The organism is Streptomyces solicamelliae, assembly GCF_045348655.1.
GTDB classification, from domain to species: domain Bacteria; phylum Actinomycetota; class Actinomycetes; order Streptomycetales; family Streptomycetaceae; genus Streptomyces; species Streptomyces solicamelliae.
Map to the genome: position 1 here is coordinate 5,727,014 of NZ_CP160404.1, position 18,506 is coordinate 5,745,519.

17 protein-coding genes are annotated in these 18,506 nt (G+C 72.6%); 9 read left to right on the forward strand and 8 right to left on the reverse strand.

Annotated features, from left to right (window positions below; genetic code table 11):
- Window positions 1–36 precede the first annotated feature (36 nt).
- Complete coding sequence (locus ABZO31_RS26410) at window positions 37–408, reverse strand: DUF4267 domain-containing protein (RefSeq protein WP_406863779.1); 372 nt, start codon at window positions 406–408, stop codon at window positions 37–39.
- Between the two features lie 105 nt (window positions 409–513).
- Between ABZO31_RS26410 and ABZO31_RS26415 the strand changes: the two genes are divergently transcribed.
- On the forward strand, window positions 514–1,089 hold the full coding sequence (locus ABZO31_RS26415; RefSeq protein ID WP_406863780.1) for a TetR/AcrR family transcriptional regulator: 576 nt from the start codon (window positions 514–516) through the stop codon (window positions 1,087–1,089).
- Between the two features lie 27 nt (window positions 1,090–1,116).
- On the opposite strand, the gene ABZO31_RS26420 is transcribed toward ABZO31_RS26415, so the two are convergent.
- The gene (locus tag ABZO31_RS26420; protein WP_406863781.1) at window positions 1,117–2,805 is read right to left on the reverse strand and encodes a PucR family transcriptional regulator; all 1,689 of its coding nucleotides are present in this window, start codon (window positions 2,803–2,805) and stop codon (window positions 1,117–1,119) included.
- A gap of 427 nt (window positions 2,806–3,232) precedes the next feature.
- Here ABZO31_RS26420 and ABZO31_RS26425 point away from each other — a divergent pair, with 427 nt between their 5' ends.
- The 3 genes from ABZO31_RS26425 (at window position 3,233) to ABZO31_RS26435 (ending at window position 7,146) form a co-directional block, all read left to right on the forward strand.
- Window positions 3,233–4,708 (forward strand): NCS2 family permease, encoded by a 1,476-nt coding sequence (locus ABZO31_RS26425; protein WP_406863782.1) that lies wholly within the window; start codon window positions 3,233–3,235, stop codon window positions 4,706–4,708.
- Window positions 4,709–4,753: 45 nt separating this feature from the next.
- Window positions 4,754–5,905 (forward strand): XdhC family protein, encoded by a 1,152-nt coding sequence (locus ABZO31_RS26430; RefSeq protein ID WP_406863783.1) that lies wholly within the window; start codon window positions 4,754–4,756, stop codon window positions 5,903–5,905.
- A gap of 95 nt (window positions 5,906–6,000) precedes the next feature.
- Window positions 6,001–7,146, forward strand: a complete 1,146-nt coding sequence (locus tag ABZO31_RS26435) for a glycoside hydrolase family 6 protein (RefSeq protein WP_406863784.1) — start codon at window positions 6,001–6,003, stop codon at window positions 7,144–7,146.
- Window positions 7,147–7,363: 217 nt separating this feature from the next.
- Here the strand turns inward: ABZO31_RS26435 and ABZO31_RS26440 are convergent, their stop codons facing one another.
- On the reverse strand, window positions 7,364–7,969 hold the full coding sequence (locus ABZO31_RS26440; RefSeq protein ID WP_406863785.1) for a TetR/AcrR family transcriptional regulator: 606 nt from the start codon (window positions 7,967–7,969) through the stop codon (window positions 7,364–7,366).
- A 125-nt stretch (window positions 7,970–8,094) separates the two neighbouring features.
- Here ABZO31_RS26440 and ABZO31_RS26445 point away from each other — a divergent pair, with 125 nt between their 5' ends.
- The 4 genes from ABZO31_RS26445 (at window position 8,095) to ABZO31_RS26460 (ending at window position 11,312) form a co-directional block, all read left to right on the forward strand.
- Entirely contained in the window at window positions 8,095–9,240 is a 1,146-nt protein-coding gene (locus ABZO31_RS26445; protein ID WP_406863786.1) for an acyl-CoA dehydrogenase family protein, read from the forward strand.
- A 41-nt stretch (window positions 9,241–9,281) separates the two neighbouring features.
- On the forward strand, window positions 9,282–10,043 hold the full coding sequence (locus tag ABZO31_RS26450) for an SDR family NAD(P)-dependent oxidoreductase (RefSeq protein WP_406863787.1): 762 nt from the start codon (window positions 9,282–9,284) through the stop codon (window positions 10,041–10,043).
- A gap of 56 nt (window positions 10,044–10,099) precedes the next feature.
- Window positions 10,100–10,804, forward strand: a complete 705-nt coding sequence (locus tag ABZO31_RS26455; RefSeq protein WP_406863788.1) for a TetR family transcriptional regulator — start codon at window positions 10,100–10,102, stop codon at window positions 10,802–10,804.
- 121 nt (window positions 10,805–10,925) lie between these two features.
- Window positions 10,926–11,312, forward strand: coding sequence for a hypothetical protein (locus ABZO31_RS26460; RefSeq protein ID WP_406863789.1), 387 nt, complete (start codon window positions 10,926–10,928; stop codon window positions 11,310–11,312).
- A gap of 70 nt (window positions 11,313–11,382) precedes the next feature.
- Here ABZO31_RS26460 and ABZO31_RS26465 read toward each other — a convergent pair whose 3' ends face one another.
- The 3 genes from ABZO31_RS26465 to ABZO31_RS26475 are packed head-to-tail and all read right to left on the reverse strand — an operon-like array spanning window position 11,383 to window position 14,341.
- The gene (locus ABZO31_RS26465) at window positions 11,383–12,339 is read right to left on the reverse strand and encodes an electron transfer flavoprotein subunit alpha/FixB family protein (RefSeq protein ID WP_406863790.1); all 957 of its coding nucleotides are present in this window, start codon (window positions 12,337–12,339) and stop codon (window positions 11,383–11,385) included.
- Window positions 12,340–12,375: 36 nt separating this feature from the next.
- Window positions 12,376–13,161 carry an electron transfer flavoprotein subunit beta/FixA family protein gene (locus ABZO31_RS26470; protein WP_406863791.1) on the reverse strand — a complete coding sequence of 262 codons (786 nt, stop codon included), beginning with the start codon at window positions 13,159–13,161 and terminating at the stop codon, window positions 12,376–12,378.
- Between the two features lie 28 nt (window positions 13,162–13,189).
- Window positions 13,190–14,341: an acyl-CoA dehydrogenase family protein gene (locus ABZO31_RS26475; RefSeq protein WP_406863792.1), complete on the reverse strand. Its 1,152-nt coding sequence runs from the start codon at window positions 14,339–14,341 to the stop codon at window positions 13,190–13,192.
- A 252-nt stretch (window positions 14,342–14,593) separates the two neighbouring features.
- Here ABZO31_RS26475 and ABZO31_RS26480 point away from each other — a divergent pair, with 252 nt between their 5' ends.
- On the forward strand, window positions 14,594–15,727 hold the full coding sequence (locus ABZO31_RS26480) for an N-acetylmuramoyl-L-alanine amidase (protein ID WP_406863793.1): 1,134 nt from the start codon (window positions 14,594–14,596) through the stop codon (window positions 15,725–15,727).
- A gap of 60 nt (window positions 15,728–15,787) precedes the next feature.
- On the opposite strand, the gene ABZO31_RS26485 is transcribed toward ABZO31_RS26480, so the two are convergent.
- Both ABZO31_RS26485 and ABZO31_RS26490 read right to left on the reverse strand, forming a co-directional pair.
- The gene (locus tag ABZO31_RS26485; protein WP_406863794.1) at window positions 15,788–17,353 is read right to left on the reverse strand and encodes a class I adenylate-forming enzyme family protein; all 1,566 of its coding nucleotides are present in this window, start codon (window positions 17,351–17,353) and stop codon (window positions 15,788–15,790) included.
- Between the two features lie 78 nt (window positions 17,354–17,431).
- Complete coding sequence (locus tag ABZO31_RS26490; RefSeq protein ID WP_406863795.1) at window positions 17,432–18,406, reverse strand: NADPH:quinone reductase; 975 nt, start codon at window positions 18,404–18,406, stop codon at window positions 17,432–17,434.
- Window positions 18,407–18,506: the final 100 nt, after the last annotated feature.

An 18,506-nucleotide genomic window follows, 5' to 3' on the forward strand; every position in this document is an offset into this window, starting at 1 on the left:
GACGGGCAGGGGTGTGTGCCTGTCACGTGCCGGGGTTCAGACGGCGAACAGGAGGGCCGCGCTGAGGAGGACCACCGCGGCGGTGGCGAAGTGGATGCCGAAGGCCACCGCCTTCTTGCCGCCGTTGCGGAGGACTATCAGCGTGTCGCCGAGCGGCACGAGCGCGACGAGCAGCATGAACCACGCCTCGGCGCGGGCGCCGGCGAAGGCCAGGAGGGCCAGGCCCAGGAGGCCGAAGGCGAGGTCGCGGAGGCCCTTGACGGTCAGGTACGCGGGGTCGCCGCCGCTCGGGGAGGCCGGGACGCCGTAGCCGGCGGCGGACGGGGCGGGCTGGAGGAGGAAGCGCGCTCCGATGTAGACGACGAACAGGTCGAGGACGACGGCGAGGGTGTACGCGGTCACGGTCATGACGGGTCTCTCCTTGGGCTCGCTCTGACTGCTAGCGGCGCTAGCGGTGAGAGTGACGCTAGCAGTCGCAGTGGCAGGAATTCTAGCGCTGCTAGAATTTCGGCTATGACGATTCGGACGCGCCGGGAGCGCGAGCGGGCGGAGCGGGAGCGGCTGATCGTGGCGGCCGCGCGGCGGGTGGCGGAGACGGAGGGGTGGAACGCGGTGACCACGCGGCGCCTGTCCGCGGAGGTCGAGTACAGCCAGCCGGTCCTCTACAGCCACTTCAAGGGCAAGGAGGCGATCATGGCGGCGGTCGCGGTGCAGGCGTTCGCCGAGCTGGCGACGGCGCTGCGCGACGCGCGTACGGGCGCGGACGACGCGCGCGGCGCGCTGGCCGCGGTCGGCGAGGCGTACACGGCGTTCGCCCGGCAGCGGCCCGCGCTGTACGACGCGATGTTCACGCTCTCCGTGGACCTGCCGTTCGCCACCGCCGACGTCCCCGCCGAACTGCAGGCGGGGTTCGACGAACTCCGCCTCGCCGTCGCGCCGACGGCGGCCCCCGGCGAGGACATCGGTCTCCTCACGGAGACCTACTGGGCGAGCCTCCACGGCCTGGCGGCCCTGACCCGCAGCGGCCGTCTTCCCGCGGAGGCCCACGACCGCCGGCTGGCCCTGCTGGTGGGCCACTTCGCGGCCTGAATGCGGGCGCGCAAGCCCCGCACCGCCCTACGACATGCGCAGCGCCAGGAAGAAGTCCAGCTTGTCCTCCAGACGGGACAGGTCGCGGCCCGTCAGCTGCTCGATCCGGCCCACCCGGTACCGCAGCGTGTTCACGTGCAGGTGCAGGCGGGTCGCGCAGCGGGTCCAGGAGCCGTCGCAGTCGAGGAAGGCCTCCAGGGTGGGGATGAGCTCGGCCCGGTGGCGGCGGTCGTAGTCCCGCAGCGGGTCCAGGAGGCGGGCCGTGAAGGCGCGGCGCACGTCGTCCGGGACGAACGGCAGCAGCAGGACGTGCGAGGCCAGCTCGTGGTGGCCGGCCGCGCAGACCCGCCCCGGGCGTGCCGCGGCGACGCGCCGGGCGTGCCGGGCCTCCTCCAGGGCGCCGCGCAGCCCCTCCGCCGAGTGGACGGCCGCGGAGACGCCCAGCGTCAGCCGGCCGTCGTCGGCGAGGCCCGCGGTCAGCGGCTCGCGGACGGCCGCGAGCAGCGCGTCCGCGTGCAGCCCGAGCTCCGGCGCGGACTCGTCCTCGCTGTCCGGCAGCGGCATCGCCGCCAGGGGTACGAGCGCGATCGCCTCCTCGCCGGTGTGCGCGACGGCGATCCGGTCGGCGGACTCCGCCCCGGTCGTCCCGGGGTCGACCAGGATCTCCTCCAGGAGCGCCTGCGCCACCGGGCCGGCCTCGACCGCCTGGCCCGTCCCGCCGTCCCACTCCACGCGGGCCACGACGACCTGCCAGTGCGGCGCGGTGCCCAGACCGGGCAGCAGGACCGGCGCGGCGACCCGCAGACGCGCCGCGATCTCGGCCGGCGCGGCACCGGTCTGCACCAGCTCCAGGACCTCCTGCGCCAGCCGGCGGCGCACCGTGCGCGCCGCGTCCCGCCGGTCGCGCTCGACCGCGATCAGCTGGGTGACGCCCTGTAGTAGATCGAGCCGCGCGGCGGGCCAGTCGCCGGCGTCCGCCTCGACGGCCAGCAGCCAGTCGGAGAGCACCGTCTCCCGTACGTCGCGCGAGGCGGGCGTGGCCGCGCGCCCGGTGTTTCGGATCGGGAACAGCGAGTAGGTGGATCCTCCGACGGAGACCCGGTGCGGACCGCGCCGCCCGGTGCGGGTGGCGGCCAGGTGCTCCCCGGCCAGGGAGGCCGCGCGGGGGGCGTCGAGCGCCTCGCCCGCGCCCGCGATCCGGCGCCCGGTGGGGGAGAGTACCCAGGCACGGAGGTCCAGGTCGGAGCCCAGAAGATCCAGTACGGCCTCCGGCCCGCCGCCCGCCGGACCGGACGTCATCAGCCGCCGGTGCCGGTCGACGACGGCCGCCAGGTCGCCCGCCCGCTCGCCGGAGACCTGTCGAACAACGTGCTCCGTAATCGTCGCGAACGCAACGGACTCGTGAACTGCGAACAGCGGAAGCCGGTGGCGCAAACACGCCTGCACCAGATCGTCGGGGATGTCGCCCAGCTCCGCCTCGCCGACCGCCAGCCCGGCCACGCCGGCGGCCGCAAGGATCCGGACGAACGGCTCCGCGTCCTCCGGCTCCCGGAACCAGGCGAGGCCGGTGAGTACCAGCTCGCCGCCGGACAGGTAGCGGCTGGGATCCTTCAGGTCCGTCGTCATCACGCCACGGACCGTGCGGTCGAGCTCGTCCTCGCCGCCGAGCAGTCGCAGGCCCAGCGCGTCGGTGTCCAGCAGTGCGCGCAGCCGCATCTCGTCGCCGCCGTTCTTCTCGGAAGTGGTCTCAAAGGTGTCTGGTGCTCGGCGGTGATCGGGTACTCATGTTTCCGGAGGGAAACAGCGAGCCCTCAGTGCTCCGCCTTTCGTTCGAATCTACAAGACGAGACCGGACACCAGCCAACTCCTTCATGGTTTCGGTGACTGCACCCGGGCGATCCCGGCTTGTGTACTAGGCCACACACCGCGTTAACGGCACATGAACAGACGTCGGGACCGGTCCTCCCCACCGGAACCTCACGATCCGCGCCGCCCCGAAGCAGTGGAGACCCCGCCGCCTTCCCCGCAGTACCGATTCACCCGTTCGTCTCGGGCCGTCCCCCGGGTCGTGCAGCCAGTTCCATATCCCAAATCCCGCCCCAGAGAGCGGCGGGTGCCCCTGTGAACCTTGGGAGTAGGCCCCATGACCCAGTCGTCTGTGGAGCCCAAGACCGCCGCGGAGGACGCGGGCTCCGGCTCGAACGTTCCCGCCGGCCGTTCTTGGCTCGACCGGTACTTTCACATCTCCGAAAGAGGATCCACCGTCGGTACGGAGGTGCGTGGCGGCGTCACCACCTTCATGGCGATGGCGTACATCCTCCTGCTCAACCCGCTGATCCTCGGCGGTAAGGACGTGGACGGCAACGTCCTCAGCCAGCCCGCGCTGATCACCGCGACCGCGCTCTGCGCCGCGGCGACCACGCTGCTCATGGGCTTCTGGGGCAAGGTGCCGCTCGCCCTCGCGGCCGGCCTGAGCGTCTCCGGCGTGATGGCCTCCCAGGTCGTCCCGCTGATGACCTGGCCGCAGGCGATGGGCATGTCGGTGGCGTACGGCGCCGTGATCTGTCTCCTGGTCGTCTCCGGCCTGCGTGAGATGATCATGAACGCGATCCCGCTCGCGCTGAAGCACGGGATCACCATCGGCATCGGTCTCTTCATCGCCATCATCGGCTTCGTGAAGGCCGGATTCGTGCACGAGAACCCCGCCCCCGGCGGCGGCCCCGTGACCCTGGGCCCGCTCGGCGAACTCCAGGGCTGGCCCGTCCTGCTCTTCGCCGTCACCCTGCTGCTGATCTTCGCGCTGCAGGCCCGCAACGTCCCCGGCGCCATCCTCATCGGCATCGTCGTCGGCACGATCGTCGCCGTGATCGTCAACGCGATCGCCGACATCCCCGCCAAGGGCGCCGGCTCCTGGTTCGCGGGCGCTCCCGAGCTGCACGGCAGCGCGGTCTCCGCACCCGACTTCTCGCTGATCGGCCAGGTCTCGTTCAGCGGCTGGGGCGACGTCGGCTACATCACGGTCACCATGATCGTGTTCACCCTGGTGCTCGCCGGCTTCTTCGACGCCATGGCCACCATCCTGGGCGTCGGCACCGAGGCCAAGCTCGCCGACGAGCGCGGCCGCATGCCGGGTCTGTCCAAGGCGCTGTTCATCGACGGCGCGGGCGGCATCATCGGCGGTGGCGGCGGCGCCTCCGGCCAGACCGTCTTCGTCGAGTCCGCGACCGGCGTCGGCGAGGGGGCCCGTACGGGTCTCGCCTCGGTGGTCACCGGCGGCTTCTTCGCCCTCTGCCTGTTCTTCACCCCGCTCACCGCGATCGTCCCCGCCGAGGTCGCCTCCGCGGCCCTGGTGGTCATCGGCGCGATGATGATGCAGAACGCCAAGCACGTCGACTGGAGCGACCGCTCCGTCGCCATCCCGGTGTTCCTCACCGTGGTGCTGATGCCGTTCACCTACACCATCACCACGGGTGTCGCGGCCGGTGTGATCTCCTACGCGGTGATCAAGACCGCGCAGGGCAAGGCGCGGGAGGTCGGGGCCTTCATGTGGGGCCTGACCGTGATCTTCCTGGTCTACTTCGCCATCCACCCGATCGAGAGCTGGCTCGGCGTCGGCTGACGCCGATAGCGTCGCCCTCCACGTCACCCGCGAGGAGAGGCCGAGATGCTGGACATCGCCGAACAGCTCGACGCGTTGGTCCGGCAGGGCCGTGATGTCGCCGTCGCCACCGTCGTGGCGGTCGGCGGCAGTGCGCCCCGGCCACCGGGAGCCGCCCTCGCCGTCGACGGCGAGGGCACGGCGATCGGCTCGGTCTCCGGCGGGTGTGTGGAGAGTGCCGTGTACGACCTGTGCCGGCAGGCCCTCGACGACGGCAGGACCGTCGTCGAGCGGTTCGGCTACAGCGACGAGGACGCCTTCGCGGTCGGCCTGACCTGCGGCGGCACCATCGACGTCCTCGTCACCCCGGTCCGTGGCGGGGTCGTCCCCGCCGCCCTGGCCGCCGCGGCCTCCGGCGAGGCGGCGGCGCTGGTCCGGCTCGTGGAGGGCCCGGAGGAACTGCGCGGCGCTGCGCTGCTCGTCCGGCCCGACGGCTCGTACGAGGGCGGTCTCGGCGGCCACCGCGAGCTGGACCGCACCGCCGCGGGCGAGGCCCTCGCCCTGCTCGACGCCGGGCGCACCGGCACGGTGGAGATCGGCGCCGACGGCAGCCGCTGCGGCCGACCGGTGACCCTGCTCGTCGAGTCCTCCCGGCCCGCGCCCCGGATGCTGGTCTTCGGCGCGATCGACTTCGCGGCCGCGCTGACCCGGGTCGGCGCGTTCCTCGGCTACCGGGTGACCGTCTGCGACGCCCGCCCCGTCTTCACCACCCCCGCCCGCTTCCCGGACGCCGACGAGATCGTCGTCGAGTGGCCGCACCGCTATCTGACGGCGGAGGCCGAAGCGGGACGGCTCGACTCCCGTACCGTGCTCTGCGTCCTCACCCACGACCCCAAGTTCGACGTGCCCCTGCTCGAACGGGCCCTGCGGCTTCCCGTCGCCTACATCGGCGCGATGGGCTCCCGCCGCACCCACGAGGACCGCGACCGGCGGCTGCGCGAGGCCGGTGTCGCCGAGCCGGAACTCGCCCGGCTGCGCTCCCCGATAGGACTCGACCTCGGCGCCCGCACGCCCGAGGAGACGGCGCTGTCCATCGCCGCGGAGATCGTCGCGCACCGCCGCGGCGGCAGCGGCGCCCCGCTGGCCGGCGCGCACACCCCGATCCACAAGGACGCCGCACGGCGATCGAGCCACACCCTCGCGGGTACGCCCGGGTGACGTGCGGCCCGGTGCGGCGCGGCGGAGCGTGAATCCGGGAGCGCCCGGCGGAAGGTTCCTCCGGAACCCCTGCCCCGTGTGCCGAAGGACGGTTCATGCGTCGTCGCCGCCTCATCGCCGCTCTCGGCCTCGCCCTCGCCGCCGCGCTGTCGCCCGGCGCCGCCGGAGCCGAGGAACCCGTACGGTTCCACACACCCGAGGCCTCGGCCGAGGCGCACGCCCAGTACCGCGAGCTGCTGACGAGGGGCGAGACGCGCGACGCGGCCGGGCTCCTCGCGATGATCCGCACGCCGCACGCCGTCTGGCTCGGCGACGGGGGACCGGCGCGGACGGAGGCGGAGGCGCGCACGGTCGTCCGGGCCGCCGCCCGCGCCGGCACCGTGCCCGTCCTCGTCGCGTACGACATCCCCGGCCGCGACTGCTCCGGCTACTCCGGCGGCGGCGCCGGCACCACCGCCGAGTACCGCGCCTGGATCGACGCCGTCGCCCGCGGCATCGACGGCCACCGCGCGCTGGTCGTCCTGGAGCCCGACGCGGTGGCACTGCTGCCGTCGGACTGCGGCCAGGACGACGCGACCGGCGGCAGGACCACCGCCCGCTACGCCGAACTCCGGTACGCCGTCGACGCGTTGGAACCGCTGCCCGGCGTACGGGTCTACCTCGACGCGGGCCACCCCGGCTGGCACACCGTCAACACCCTGACACCGCGGCTGATCGCGGCGGGCGTCGAGCGGGCGACCGGCTTCGCGGTCAACGTCTCCAACCACCACACGGACGACGCCACCACCTGGTTCGGCCGCCTCCTCGCCTCCTGCCTCGCGCACGCGGCGGACGGCGGCGACCCCGCGGCCTGCCCGAACCAGCGGTCGCCCCGCGACACGGCCCGCGCCTGGCTGGCCGGGCACGCCGGCACCGCACACTTCGTCACCGACTCCAGCCGCAACGGGCGCGGCCCGTGGACGGCGCCGGCCGGCAGGTACACCGATCCGCAGGACTGGTGCAATCCGCCCGGCCGCGGCGCCGGCGCCCGGCCGACGGCAGTCACCGGGGACCCCCTGCACGACGCCCGGTTGTGGATCAAGACCCCGGGCGAGTCGGACGGCCGCTGCCTGCGCGGCACCGAGGGTCCCGAGGACCCGGAACGGCAGACGGTCGACCCGGCGGCGGGGGAGTGGTTCCCCCGGCAGGCCCTGGAACTGGTCCGCCTGGCGAACCCGGCGTTCCGGGAGGCCGCGGGTTAGGGCCTGCGGCCCGGACGGACCGCGGCATCCGGCCGATGCGGCGAGGTGCCCGCGGACGAGCACCTGCCGGCGGCGGAGGGGAGAGCCACGCGCCCCCGCCGCCCGCCCCGGCGAGCGACCACGCCACCGCCCGAACCCGCCTCGCGCCGCCCCGGCCGCTCGGCCCCCCGGCCGCGCCGACCGCTCGGCCGCCCCTCCGGAGCGCGCCGCCCTCGCCTCAGGCCTTCCGCAGCCCGCTCAGCAGCAGTTCCGCGAGCTGTTCGTACGCCTCGGCGTCCTTGAGGCCGGTGGCCGCGGCGACCTGGCGCTGCTGGATGCGCACCATCACCGAGGAGATCACGTCCGCCGCGAAGGCGACGTGGACCTCGCGGAAGACACCGGCGCGGACGCCCTCCTCGATGAGCTGCTGCACCCGGCCCGCCGCCGCGCGCGTATTGCGCTCGTACACCTCCGCGGCCGGCTCGAAGGCCGCCACGTCATCGAAGAACTGCGGGGACACCGGGGCGAGTTCGGCCGCGACGGCGCGCAGATAGGCGGACAGCCGCTTCGCCGGCTCGGTCTGCGCGGCCAGGACCGCTTCCACCCTCGTCGTCGCCCGGCGGAAGAACTGCACGACCGCCGCCCGGACCAGTTGCTCCTTGCTGCCGGCGAGCCCGTACAGCGTCCGCTTCGAGCAGCGCAGCCGCGCCGCCAGGTCGTCCAGCGTGAAGCGGGCGAAGCCCTCGCCCACCAGGAGCGCCACGAGCTCGTCGAACAGCTCGGTCCGGCGGGCCGCGCCGCGGCCCGTCAGCTTCGGTGCGTCGGCTCCGGGGGTCTCGATCACCCGAACAGTATGCCGGGAGGCCCTTCCGGGGGTTACTCCGCAGGCCGTCTGCGCTACGCTTGACGGTACTGCGGTACCGCTCGCAGTACCGGTTCACCCGCCGCCCTTGCGCCACTGGAGTCGTCATGGACGTCGACCGCCTGCTCCCCACCCCCGAAGCAGCGGACCTGATCGCCCTCACCCGGGAGATCGCCGACAAGGAGCTCGCCCCCCGTGTGGACGAGCACGAGGCCGCCGAGTCGTATCCGGAGGGCCTGTTCACGACGCTCGGGCAGGCCGGCCTGCTCGGTCTCGCCTACCCCGAGGAGTACGGCGGCGGAGGCCAGCCGTACGAGGTGTACCTGCAGGTCCTGGAGGAGCTCGCGGCCCGCTGGGCGGCGGTCGGCGTCGCCACCAGCGTGCACACCCTCGCCTGCCACCCGCTGCACTCGTTCGGCACGGCCGAGCAGAAGGAGCGCTGGCTGCCCGCGATGCTCGCCGGCGAGGCCGTCGGCGGCTACAGCCTCTCCGAGCCGCAGGCCGGCTCCGACGCCGCCTCGCTCACCTGCAAGGCCGAGCCCACCGAGGACGGCTCGGCGTACCGGATCACCGGCAACAAGGCGTGGATCACCCACGGCGGCAAGGCCGGCTTCTACGCCCTGTTCGCCCGCACCGCCCCGGGCAGCCGCGGCGTCTCCTGCTTCCTCGCGCCCGGACAGACCGAGGGCCTGAGCTTCGGCCTGCCCGAGCGCAAGATGGGCCTCCAGGCCGTGCCCACCACCTCCGCCCACTGGGACGGCGCGCTGCTCGACGCCGACCGGCGCATCGGCGACGAGGGCCAGGGCCTGCAGATCGCCTTCAGCGCCCTGGACAACGGTCGCCTCGGCATCGCCGCCTGCGCCACCGGCCTCGCCCAGGCCGCGCTGAGCGCCGCCGTCGCGTACGCCAACGAGCGCACCACCTTCGGCCGGAAGATCATCGACCACCAGGGCCTCGGTTTCCTGCTCGCCGACATGGCCGCCGCCGTCGACTCCGCCCGCGCCACGTACCTCGACGCGGCCCGCCGCCGCGACCTCGGCCGCCCCTTCAGCCGCCAGGCCAGCGCGGCCAAGCTGATCGCCACCGACACCGCCATGAAGGTGACGACCGACGCGGTCCAGGTCCTGGGCGGGTACGGCTACACCCGCGACTTCCCCGTGGAGCGCTACATGCGGGAGGCGAAGATCATGCAGATCTTCGAGGGTACGAACCAGATCCAGCGGCTGGTCATCAGCCGCCAGCTCGCCGCCTGACCACTCCACTCCACCCATCGAGTCAGCCTTCGAGGAGTTCCATGGACATCGCCGGTTCCGCCGCGCTCGTCACCGGCGCGGCGTCGGGCCTCGGCGCCGCCACCGCAGCCGCTCTCGCCGCCCGCGGCGCCACCGTCTACGGCCTGGACCTGGACAAGGCGGTCGACGCGGCCGGGCCGCAGCCCGACGGTGTCACCCTGCTGGCCGCCGACGTCACCCGGGAGGACCCGGTCCGCGAGGCGCTCGCGCGGATCGAGGCCGACGGCGCGGAGCTGCGGCTCGCCGTCAACTGCGCAGGCATCGCCCCGTCCGCCCGCGTGCTGGGCCGCAAGGGCCCGCACGACCTGGACCTGTTCCGTACGGTCCTGGACGTCAACCTGCTCGGCACCTTCAACGTGATGCGGCTGGCCGCCGAGGCCATCGCGAAGGCGGAGCCGGACGCGCACGGGCAGCGCGGCCTCGTCGTCAACACGGCGTCCATCGCCGCCTTCGAGGGCCAGGTCGGCCAGATCGCGTACGCCGCCTCCAAGGCGGGCGTCGCCGGCATGACCATCACCGCGGCCCGTGACCTCGCCCAGTACGGCATCCGGGTGGTCACCATCGCCCCCGGCATCGTCGACACGCCGATGATGGCCGGGTTCAGCGACGAGATCCGCGCCGGTCTCGCCGCGGGCGTCACCTTCCCGCAGCGCCTCGCGGAGCCGGCCGAGTACGCGAAGCTCGTCACGATGGTCGCCGAGCACGACTACCTGAACGGCGAGACGATCCGGATGGACGGCGCCCTGCGCATGTCCGCACGCTGATCCCAGCGTGGCACCAAGTGCCGCCGCGCGAGGGGTCTGAGTGTTAGGTTCGGGGCATGAGCACCAGCCCCGCAAAGTCCCCGATGCGCGACGCCCTCGTCGCGGCGGCCTTCCAGCTCTTCCTCGAGCGCGGCTACGAGCAGACCACGGTCGACGACATCGTGAAGACCGCGGGGGTCGGCCGGCGGTCCTTCTTCCGGTACTTCCCGTCGAAGGAGGACGTGGTCTTCCCCGACCACGAGCAGGCCCTGGCGCAGATGCAGGAGTTCCTCGCCGCCAGCGCCGACACCGACGACCCGCTGGTCCGGGTCTGCGACGCCACCCGCCAGGTCATGCGGATGTACGCGGACAACCCCACCTTCTCCGTCCAGCGCTACCGGCTCACCCGCGAGGTGACCGGGCTGCGCACCTACGAGCTCTCGGTGGTCTGGCGGTACGAGAAGACCCTCGGCGACTACCTGCGCACCCGCTTCGCCGACCGCCGCGACGGCACGCTGCGCGCCAATGTCGTCGCCGCCGCCGTGGTCGCCGCCCACAACCACGTGCTCCGCTCCTGGCTGCGCTCCGGCGGCCAGGGCGACCCGCTCGCCGAGGTGGACCGGGCGCTGCAGTTCGTCCGCGACACCTGGAACCCGGCCGGCGCGGGCGCCGAGGACCCGGCGGACCGGGCCGACGAGGACGTCGTCGTGGTCATCACCCGGCGCAACACCCCGATGTGGCGCGTGGTGCGCGAGATGGAGTCGAGCCTCGGCGACGGCTGAGGGCCGCCGAATCCGGCTGAGAATTGATAACAGAGGGAACTGAGTGCTTTCTTTCGTGGCACTCAGTGCCATATCTTTGCTCCATGCACAGTCGAGCCGTCGAGTGCAAGGAGAAGGCATCGTGTTCCACACGGGATTCAGGAACGGGACCGCCACCCGGACCGACGAGCCGGTAGCCGGTTCGGACCTCTACTTCCAGCGCTGTCAGTGGTGTCAGAACACCACCTTCCAGCGCCTGCTCTGCCCGACCTGTGGGTCGACCGACCTCACCCCCGAACTCAGCACGGGCGAGGGCATCGTCTCCGTCCGCCGCGGCGTCTCCGCGGCCGAGGCGGATCTGTGGCCCGTCCACATGACCGAGGGCTTCGTGGTGCGCTGCCGTGTCGACGGCCCGCTGCACGCGGTACGCCCCGGTGTCCGGGTGAAGCTCGCCGCCGCCTCCGCGCGCCCCGGCACCGAGCCGGTCGTCCGGCTCTGCGAAGAGGTCCCGCTCGACGGCTGGATCTGAAAACGGACCGCACGACGAGAGAGCCGGCCGGGGCCCAGGGCCCCGGCCGGCTCTCTCGTACGTGAGACCGTCAGCGCGTACCGATCTCGTCCGTCAGCTGCGGCAGCACCTCGAACAGGTCGCCCACCACGCCGTAGTCGACCAGGTCGAAGATCGGGGCCTCCGGGTCCTTGTTGACCGCGACGATCGTCTTCGAGGTCTGCATGCCCGCGCGGTGCTGGATCGCGCCGGAGATGCCCGCCGCGACGTACAGCTGCGGCGAGACCTGCTTGCCGGTCTGGCCGACCTGGTTCGAGTGCGGGTACCAGCCCGCGTCCACCGCGGCGCGCGAGGCGCCGACGGCCGCGCCGAGCGAGTCGGCGAGCTTCTCGACGACCTCGAAGCCCTCGGCGGCGCCGACACCGCGGCCGCCGGAGACCACGATGGCGGACTCGGTCAGCTCCGGGCGGCCGGAGGAGACCCGCGCGGTGCGCGAGACGACCTTCGCGGCGTTGCCGGTGAAGGCCACGGTGACGTTCTCCACCGTGCCGGCGGCCGGAGCGGCCTCGGGTGCGGCGGAGTTCGGCTTGACGGTGATGACCGGCGCGCCGTGCGAGACCGTCGACTTCACCTGGTACGAGGCGGCGAAGACGGACTGGGTGGCGACCGGGCCGTTCTCGCCGGCCTCCAGCTCCACGGCGTCGGTGATCAGACCCGACTCGAGGCGCAGCGCCACGCGCGCCGCGACCTCCTTGCCCTCGCCGGACGAGGTGACCAGGACGGCCGCGGCGCCCTTGTCCTTGGCGATCTGGGCGAGCGCGTCGACCTTCGGCACGACGAGCTGCTCGGCGAACTCCGGGCCGTCCGCGACGTACACGGTGGCGGCGCCGTACTCGGCGGCGGTGGCGGCGACCGACGCGGCGGCGTCGCCCGCGCCGAGGACGACGGCGCTGGGCTCGCCGATGCGGCGGGCCAGGGTCAGCAGTTCGAGGGCCGGCTTGCGGACCGCACCGTCGGCGTGGTCCACGAGAACCAGGATCTCAGCCATGATTCATTGCTCCTGAAACAGTGAACAGCGGTGCGGTCAGATGAACTTCTGGGTGGTGAGGAACGCGGCCAGCTGCTTGCCGCCGTCGCCCTCGTCCGTGACGATCGTGCCCTGCGTACGCGCCGGGCGCGGGGTCGCCGAGTCGACCAGGGTCCAGGACCCGGCGAGGCCGACCTCGTCGGCGTCGATGTCCAGGTCGTCCAGGTCGAGTTCCTCGACCGGCTTCTTCTTGGCGGCCATGATCCCCTTGAAGGAGGGGTAACGGGCCTCGCCGGACTGGTCGGTGACCGACACGACGGCCGGCAGCGGGGCCTCGAGCAGCTCGGTGGCGGCGTCGCCGTCGCGACGGCCCTTCACCACGCCACCCTCGACGGAGACCTCGGAGAGCAGCGTGACCTGAGGCAGGTTCAGCCGCTCGGCGAGCAGTGCCGGCAGTACGCCCATGGTGCCGTCGGTGGACGCCATGCCACAGACGATCAGGTCGAAGCCGGTCTTCTCCAGGGCCTTCGCGACGATGGCGGAGGTACCGAAGACGTCCGAGCCGTGGATGTCGTCGTCGTTGACGTGGACGCCCTTGTCGGCGCCCATCGAAAGCGCCTTGCGCAGCGCGTCCTTGGCGTCGTCCGGGCCGACCGTGATCACGGTGACCTCGGCGTCGTCGGCCTCTTCCGAGATCCGCAGCGCCTGCTCGACCGCGTACTCGTCGAGCTCGGACAGCAGACCGTCGACCGCCTCGCGGTCGGTGGTCAGGTCGTCGGCGAAACCGCGGTCGCCGGTGGCGTCCGGTACGTACTTCACGCAGACAGCGATCCTGAGGGTCACGGCCTGGCTCCTTTCAAGAGGCGGTGGGTTACGGGAGGTTGCGGGCCATGACGATGCGCTGGACCTGGTTGGTGCCCTCGTAGATCTGGGTGATCTTGGCGTCGCGCATCATGCGCTCGACGGGGTAGTCGCGGGTGTAGCCGTAGCCGCCGAGGAGCTGGACGGCGTCGGTGGTGACCTCCATGGCGACGTCGGAGGCGTAGCACTTGGCGGCGGCGCCGAAGAAGGTGAGGTCGCCGTCGACGCGCTCGGACTTGGCCGCGGCGGCGTAGGTGAGCTGGCGGGCGGCCTCGAGCTTCATGGCCATGTCGGCGAGCATGAACTGCACGCCCTGGAAGTCCGCGATCGGCTTGCCGAACTGCTTGCGCTCCTTGACGTAGCCCTTGGCGTAGTCCAGGGCGCCCTGCGCGACACCGATGGCCTGCGCGGCGATGGTGACGCGGGTGTGGTCCAGGGTCTTCATCGCCGTCTGGAAGCCGGTGCCCTCGGCGCCGATCATGCGGTCGGCGGGGATGCGGACGTTGTCGAGGTAGACCTCGCGGGTCGGGGAGCCCTTGATGCCGAGCTTCTTCTCCGGGGCGCCGAAGGAGACGCCCTCGTCGCCCTTCTCCACCACGAACGCGGAGATGCCCTTGGAGCGCTTCTCCGGGTCGGTGACGGCCATGACCGTGTAGTACTCGGAGACGCCGGCGTTGGTGATCCAGCGCTTCACGCCGTTCAGCACCCAGTAGTCGCCGTCACGCACCGCGCGGGTCTTCATGCCCGCCGCGTCCGAACCGGCGTCCGGCTCGGACAGGCAGTACGAGAACATGCCGTCGCCCTTGGCCAGGGGGCCCAGGTACTTGTGCTTGAGCTCCTCGGAGCCGGAGAGGATCACCGGCATCGAGCCGAGCTTGTTCACCGCCGGGATCAGCGAGGAGGAGCAGCAGGCGCGGGCGACCTCCTCGATCACGATGACCGTGGCGAGGGCGTCGGCGCCGGCGCCGCCGTAGGTCTCGGGGACGTGGACCGCGTGCAGGTCGGCCGCGACCAGCGCGTCCAGGGCCTCCTGCGGGAACCGGCCCTCCTCGTCCACGGCCGCGGCGAACGGAGCGATCTTCGCCTCCGCGAGCGAACGGACCGTCTCGCGGAGCATGTCGTGCTCCTCGGACGGCCGGTACAGGTCGAAGTCCTTGCCCATCCTGGCGTTCTCCCTACAAACACGGCTTCAGCGTGGCTTTTGGCACTGAGTACCCTCAGCAAAACACACTCAGTGCCACGATGCCAGCGAGTCGGGGAACGCCGTTCCGTGACGAAGGTCGCGCCCGCCCGCCGGATGCGGCCGATCGTAGGGCAATGTCCCGCTTTAGGCGGGTTATAGGTTTTCTCGGATCGTCGGCCCGGTACAGAGCCGTGCGACGCCTCGCACTCGCACCGGGAGCACCGAGTACCCATGGCACATGCACGCACCCTGACCGCGGCGACCGCGGTGGTGGGGGCCGCGGCGGCCCTCCTGTCCCTGTCCGCGGCGACCACCGCCACCGCCACCAAGAGCCCGGCCGGCCAGCCGCCCGGCCGCCCCGGGTCCGTCCACTCGGTCCCCGTTCCCACCGGCGCCGACCCGGGCTCCCGAGCCCTGCCCGCGCGCAGCACCGGACCCTTCAGCATGATCGGCCTCACCTGGGACGACCCCGGGGTGACGCTGGAGGGCACCGCCCGGATCCGCACCCGCGACGCGCGCACCGGCCTGTGGAGCACCTGGCGCACCCTCGACACCGACGCCCGTGTGCCCGAGTCCGGCCGCGAGGGCGTCGCCGACGGCGTACGCGCCGGGGCGCAGCCGCTGTGGACCGGGGCCTCCGACGGCGTCCAGTTCCGGGCCACCGGCGACCGGCTGCCCGCCGGACTGCGGGTGGAACTCGTCGACCCGGGCGACCCGGAGCTGCCCTCGCCGACCCCGGAGGCGGTCCCCGAGACCGAGGCGCCGACCGAGACGGGGCCGCCGCCGGTCACCTCACGCGCGGGATGGGGCGCCGACGAGTCCCTGGCGGGCTCCCCGGTGTACACCCAGGAGGTCAAGGCCGTCTTCGTCCACCACACGGCCGGCACCAACGCGTACGACTGCGGCCAGTCGGCCTCCCTGGTCCGCGGGATCTTCCTCTACCACGTGCAGAGCCAGGGCTGGCGGGACATCGGCTACCACTTCCTCGTCGACAAGTGCGGCACCGTCTTCGAGGGCCGCTCCGGCGGCATCGACCGGCCGGTCCAGGGCGCGCACACCTACGGGTTCAACACCGACACCACCGGCATCTCGGTGCTCGGCAACTACAGCACCGCCACCACCGAGGCCGCCGCGCGGAACGCCGTCGCCCGGGTCGCCGCCTGGAAGCTGCGCCTGCGCGGGTACGACCCCGCCGGGACCGTCACGCTGACCTCGGGCGCGAGCAACGGCCTCTACACCAACGGGCAGAAGGTCCTTCTCAACAGGATCTCCGGCCACCGCGACGGCTACCCGACGGAATGCCCCGGCAACAACCTCTACGGAGACCTCCCCGCGATCCGGCAGACGGCCCACGCCGCCGGCTGAACACGCCGAAGTCCGGCCGGGGCCTCGGGCGCCCGGCCGGACTTCGCTGTGTGTGCCGGCTCAGCCCTGCTGCAGGGCCTCCAGCTGCCGGATCAGCTCCAGGCGCTTGATCTTGGTGGTGGCGGTCTGCGGCAGGTCCTCGAGCCGGTACAGCACCGGCTCCGCCAGCGCCGGCAGGTCCGCGACCGCGGCGCGCCAGGCCACCGGGTCGATCGGCTTGTCGTCCTTCGTGGAGACGACCGGCACCGCGCGCCCGTCCGGACCGGGCACGATGATCGCCTCGGTCAGCTCGGGCAGCCGGGCGAACAGCTTGTCCTCGATCTCCAGCGTGCTGTCGATGCCGTCGATCCGGTCCACCTCGCGGTCGAGCAGGTGCAGACAGCCCCACTTGGTGCGGTAGCCGAGGTCGCCCATCCGCCACCAGCCGTCATTGACCTGCTTCGCCCAGCGCTCGTGCTCGCCCAGGTACGTGACGATGCGGCCGTCGCTGCGGACCTCGATGAAGCCCGGGTTGGACTTCGACACCGGCTTGCCGTCCCGGCTGACCACACGGACGCCCGTCATGCCCGGGAACGGCGAACCCACGCAGCGGCCGTCGGCCTCCGCACCCCGCTTGTGGCTGTAGGTGCGGCCGGCGATCGGTCCGACCTCGCTCTGTCCGTACATCTGGATGAACAGCGCGCCCTTGCGGCGCGAGGCACCGAGCAGCGCGTGCACGGTGCGCGGGTGGATCGCGTCGAAGGTGGAGCTGAAGTACTTCACCTTCGCCAGCGGCCGGCGCGGGTCGTCGACCAGCTCCTCCCAGCGCATGAAGGTGTTCGGGTGCGCCTCGATCAGGCCCGGTGGGATCTGGCTGAACAGCTCGCCGACGACCTCCGGCTCGTCCTCCTTCAGGATGATCACCGGGTGGCCCTGCAGGATCGAGATCGGCAGCGCGGTGAACATCCGGGAGTGCACGAACGAGACGTGGATCGCGACCGGCTCGTTCGGGCCGACCAGCTTGGCCACCGTGCCCTGCGGGCGGTAGCGCGACTGGAAGGTGCGGCCCGTGTGCACGGCCAGCTTCGGCACGCCGGTCGTGCCGGACGTGTGGGTGATCAGCGTCGGGTGGTCGGCCGGCATGACGACCGGCGCGACGCGCGGCGAGCCCGCCAGCGAGGCGAACGTGGTCGTGCCCTCGTACGCGCCCGAGGTGAGGAGCGTCTTCACGGACAGCTTCAGCACCTCGGCCGGCAGGTCCTCGGCGAGCTTGGCCTCGTCCGTGATCAGATACGGCTGGTCCACGCGGCGCAGCAGCTCGGCCACGGTGTCGCCGTCGAGCTTCGGGGACAGCAGCACCGGTACCGCGCCGACCCGGTTGACGGCGCAGGCGAGCAGGGTGATGTCGAAGCCGTTGGTCTTGTGGACCACGACCCGGTTGCCGGGGCGGACCCCGGCCGCCCACAGTCGGGCGCCGAAGTCGGCGATCAGAGCGGCCACTTCGGTGAGCGTCGGACGCCGGCCGAGTTCGGGGGCGATGTCGAGGTCGTGGTCGAGGACCACGGGGCTCGCGGGGTGTTTCGCGGCGGCCCTGTCGAAGAGTGTTGCCAGGCGTATGCCCTTGTTACCTATGCGCTGCAGGATCATCGCGAGCACATCCCCTCGGTGTGAGTGTCGGTGATTTCCTTGCTGCGCCGCGGCGTCGCGGCGAGGTCGTCCGCGGGGTCAGCGGGTGAAGAGGACGACCTTCCCGGTCGCCTTGCCGGACTCGACGAGCCGGTGGGCCTCCGCCGCCTCGCTCAGCGGCATCGGCTCGACCGCCGGCGGGCGCAACCGCCCCGAGGCCAGCAGCCGGTTGAGCCCCGCCGCCGCCTCCGCCAGCTCGTCGATCGACGCCTGCGAGATCGCGAAGCCGACGATCGAGCAGTCCTTGGTGTACAGCGGACCGGCCGGCAGCTCCGGACGGGTGGTCAGGCCCGAGAGCAGGACGATCCGGGCGCGCCGCGCCAGCACGTCCACGGCCTCGGACAGGTCGTTGCGCGCGGAGGTGTCGACGAACATGTCGACGCCCTTCGGCGCCAGCTCCTTGATGCGCCCGGTGACGTCCGGGTCCCGGTAGTCGACGAACTCCGCCGCCCCGAGCCTGCGGACGTCCTCCGCGCTGCGCGCGCCGGCCACCGCGATCACCCGCGCGCCCGCCAGCGCCGCCATCAGGACCAGGGCGCTGCCCACGTTCCCGCCGGCGCCGAGCACCACCACGGTCTCGCCCATCCGCAGCCGGCCGTGCGTGAACAGGGCCAGGTACGCGGTCGTCGCCGGGTGGGCGACGGCCACCGCCTCCGCGGCGGCGACGCCGTCCGGCAGCGGGTAGAGCCGGTCCACGGGCACGACCGCCCGCTCGGCGGCGGCGCCCTGCCGGCCGGCGTAGCCGAGGCTGTTGCACCAGACCCGGTCGCCGACGGCGAAGCCGACCGCGCCCGGGCCCACCGCGGCGACGGTGCCCGCGAGGTCCCGTCCGACCACCAGCGGCATCGGGACGGGCGTGCGCCAGGCTCCGGAGCGCACGAAGGTGTCGACATGGTTGACGGCCGAGACCTCGACGTCCACGAGCACGTCGCTGGGTCCCGGCTGAGGCGTCGGCAGCTCCCCGTACCGGATGACCTCCGGCGGCCCGAACTGCGCGATGTAGGCAGCACGCATGGCTCGGATTGTGTCCACCCGAGGAGGCCGCCGGTCGGCCCGCGGGGCGACTGTGTCAGGTTTTTGAGCCGCTCCGCTCTACTCCGTCAACTCCGTTCGC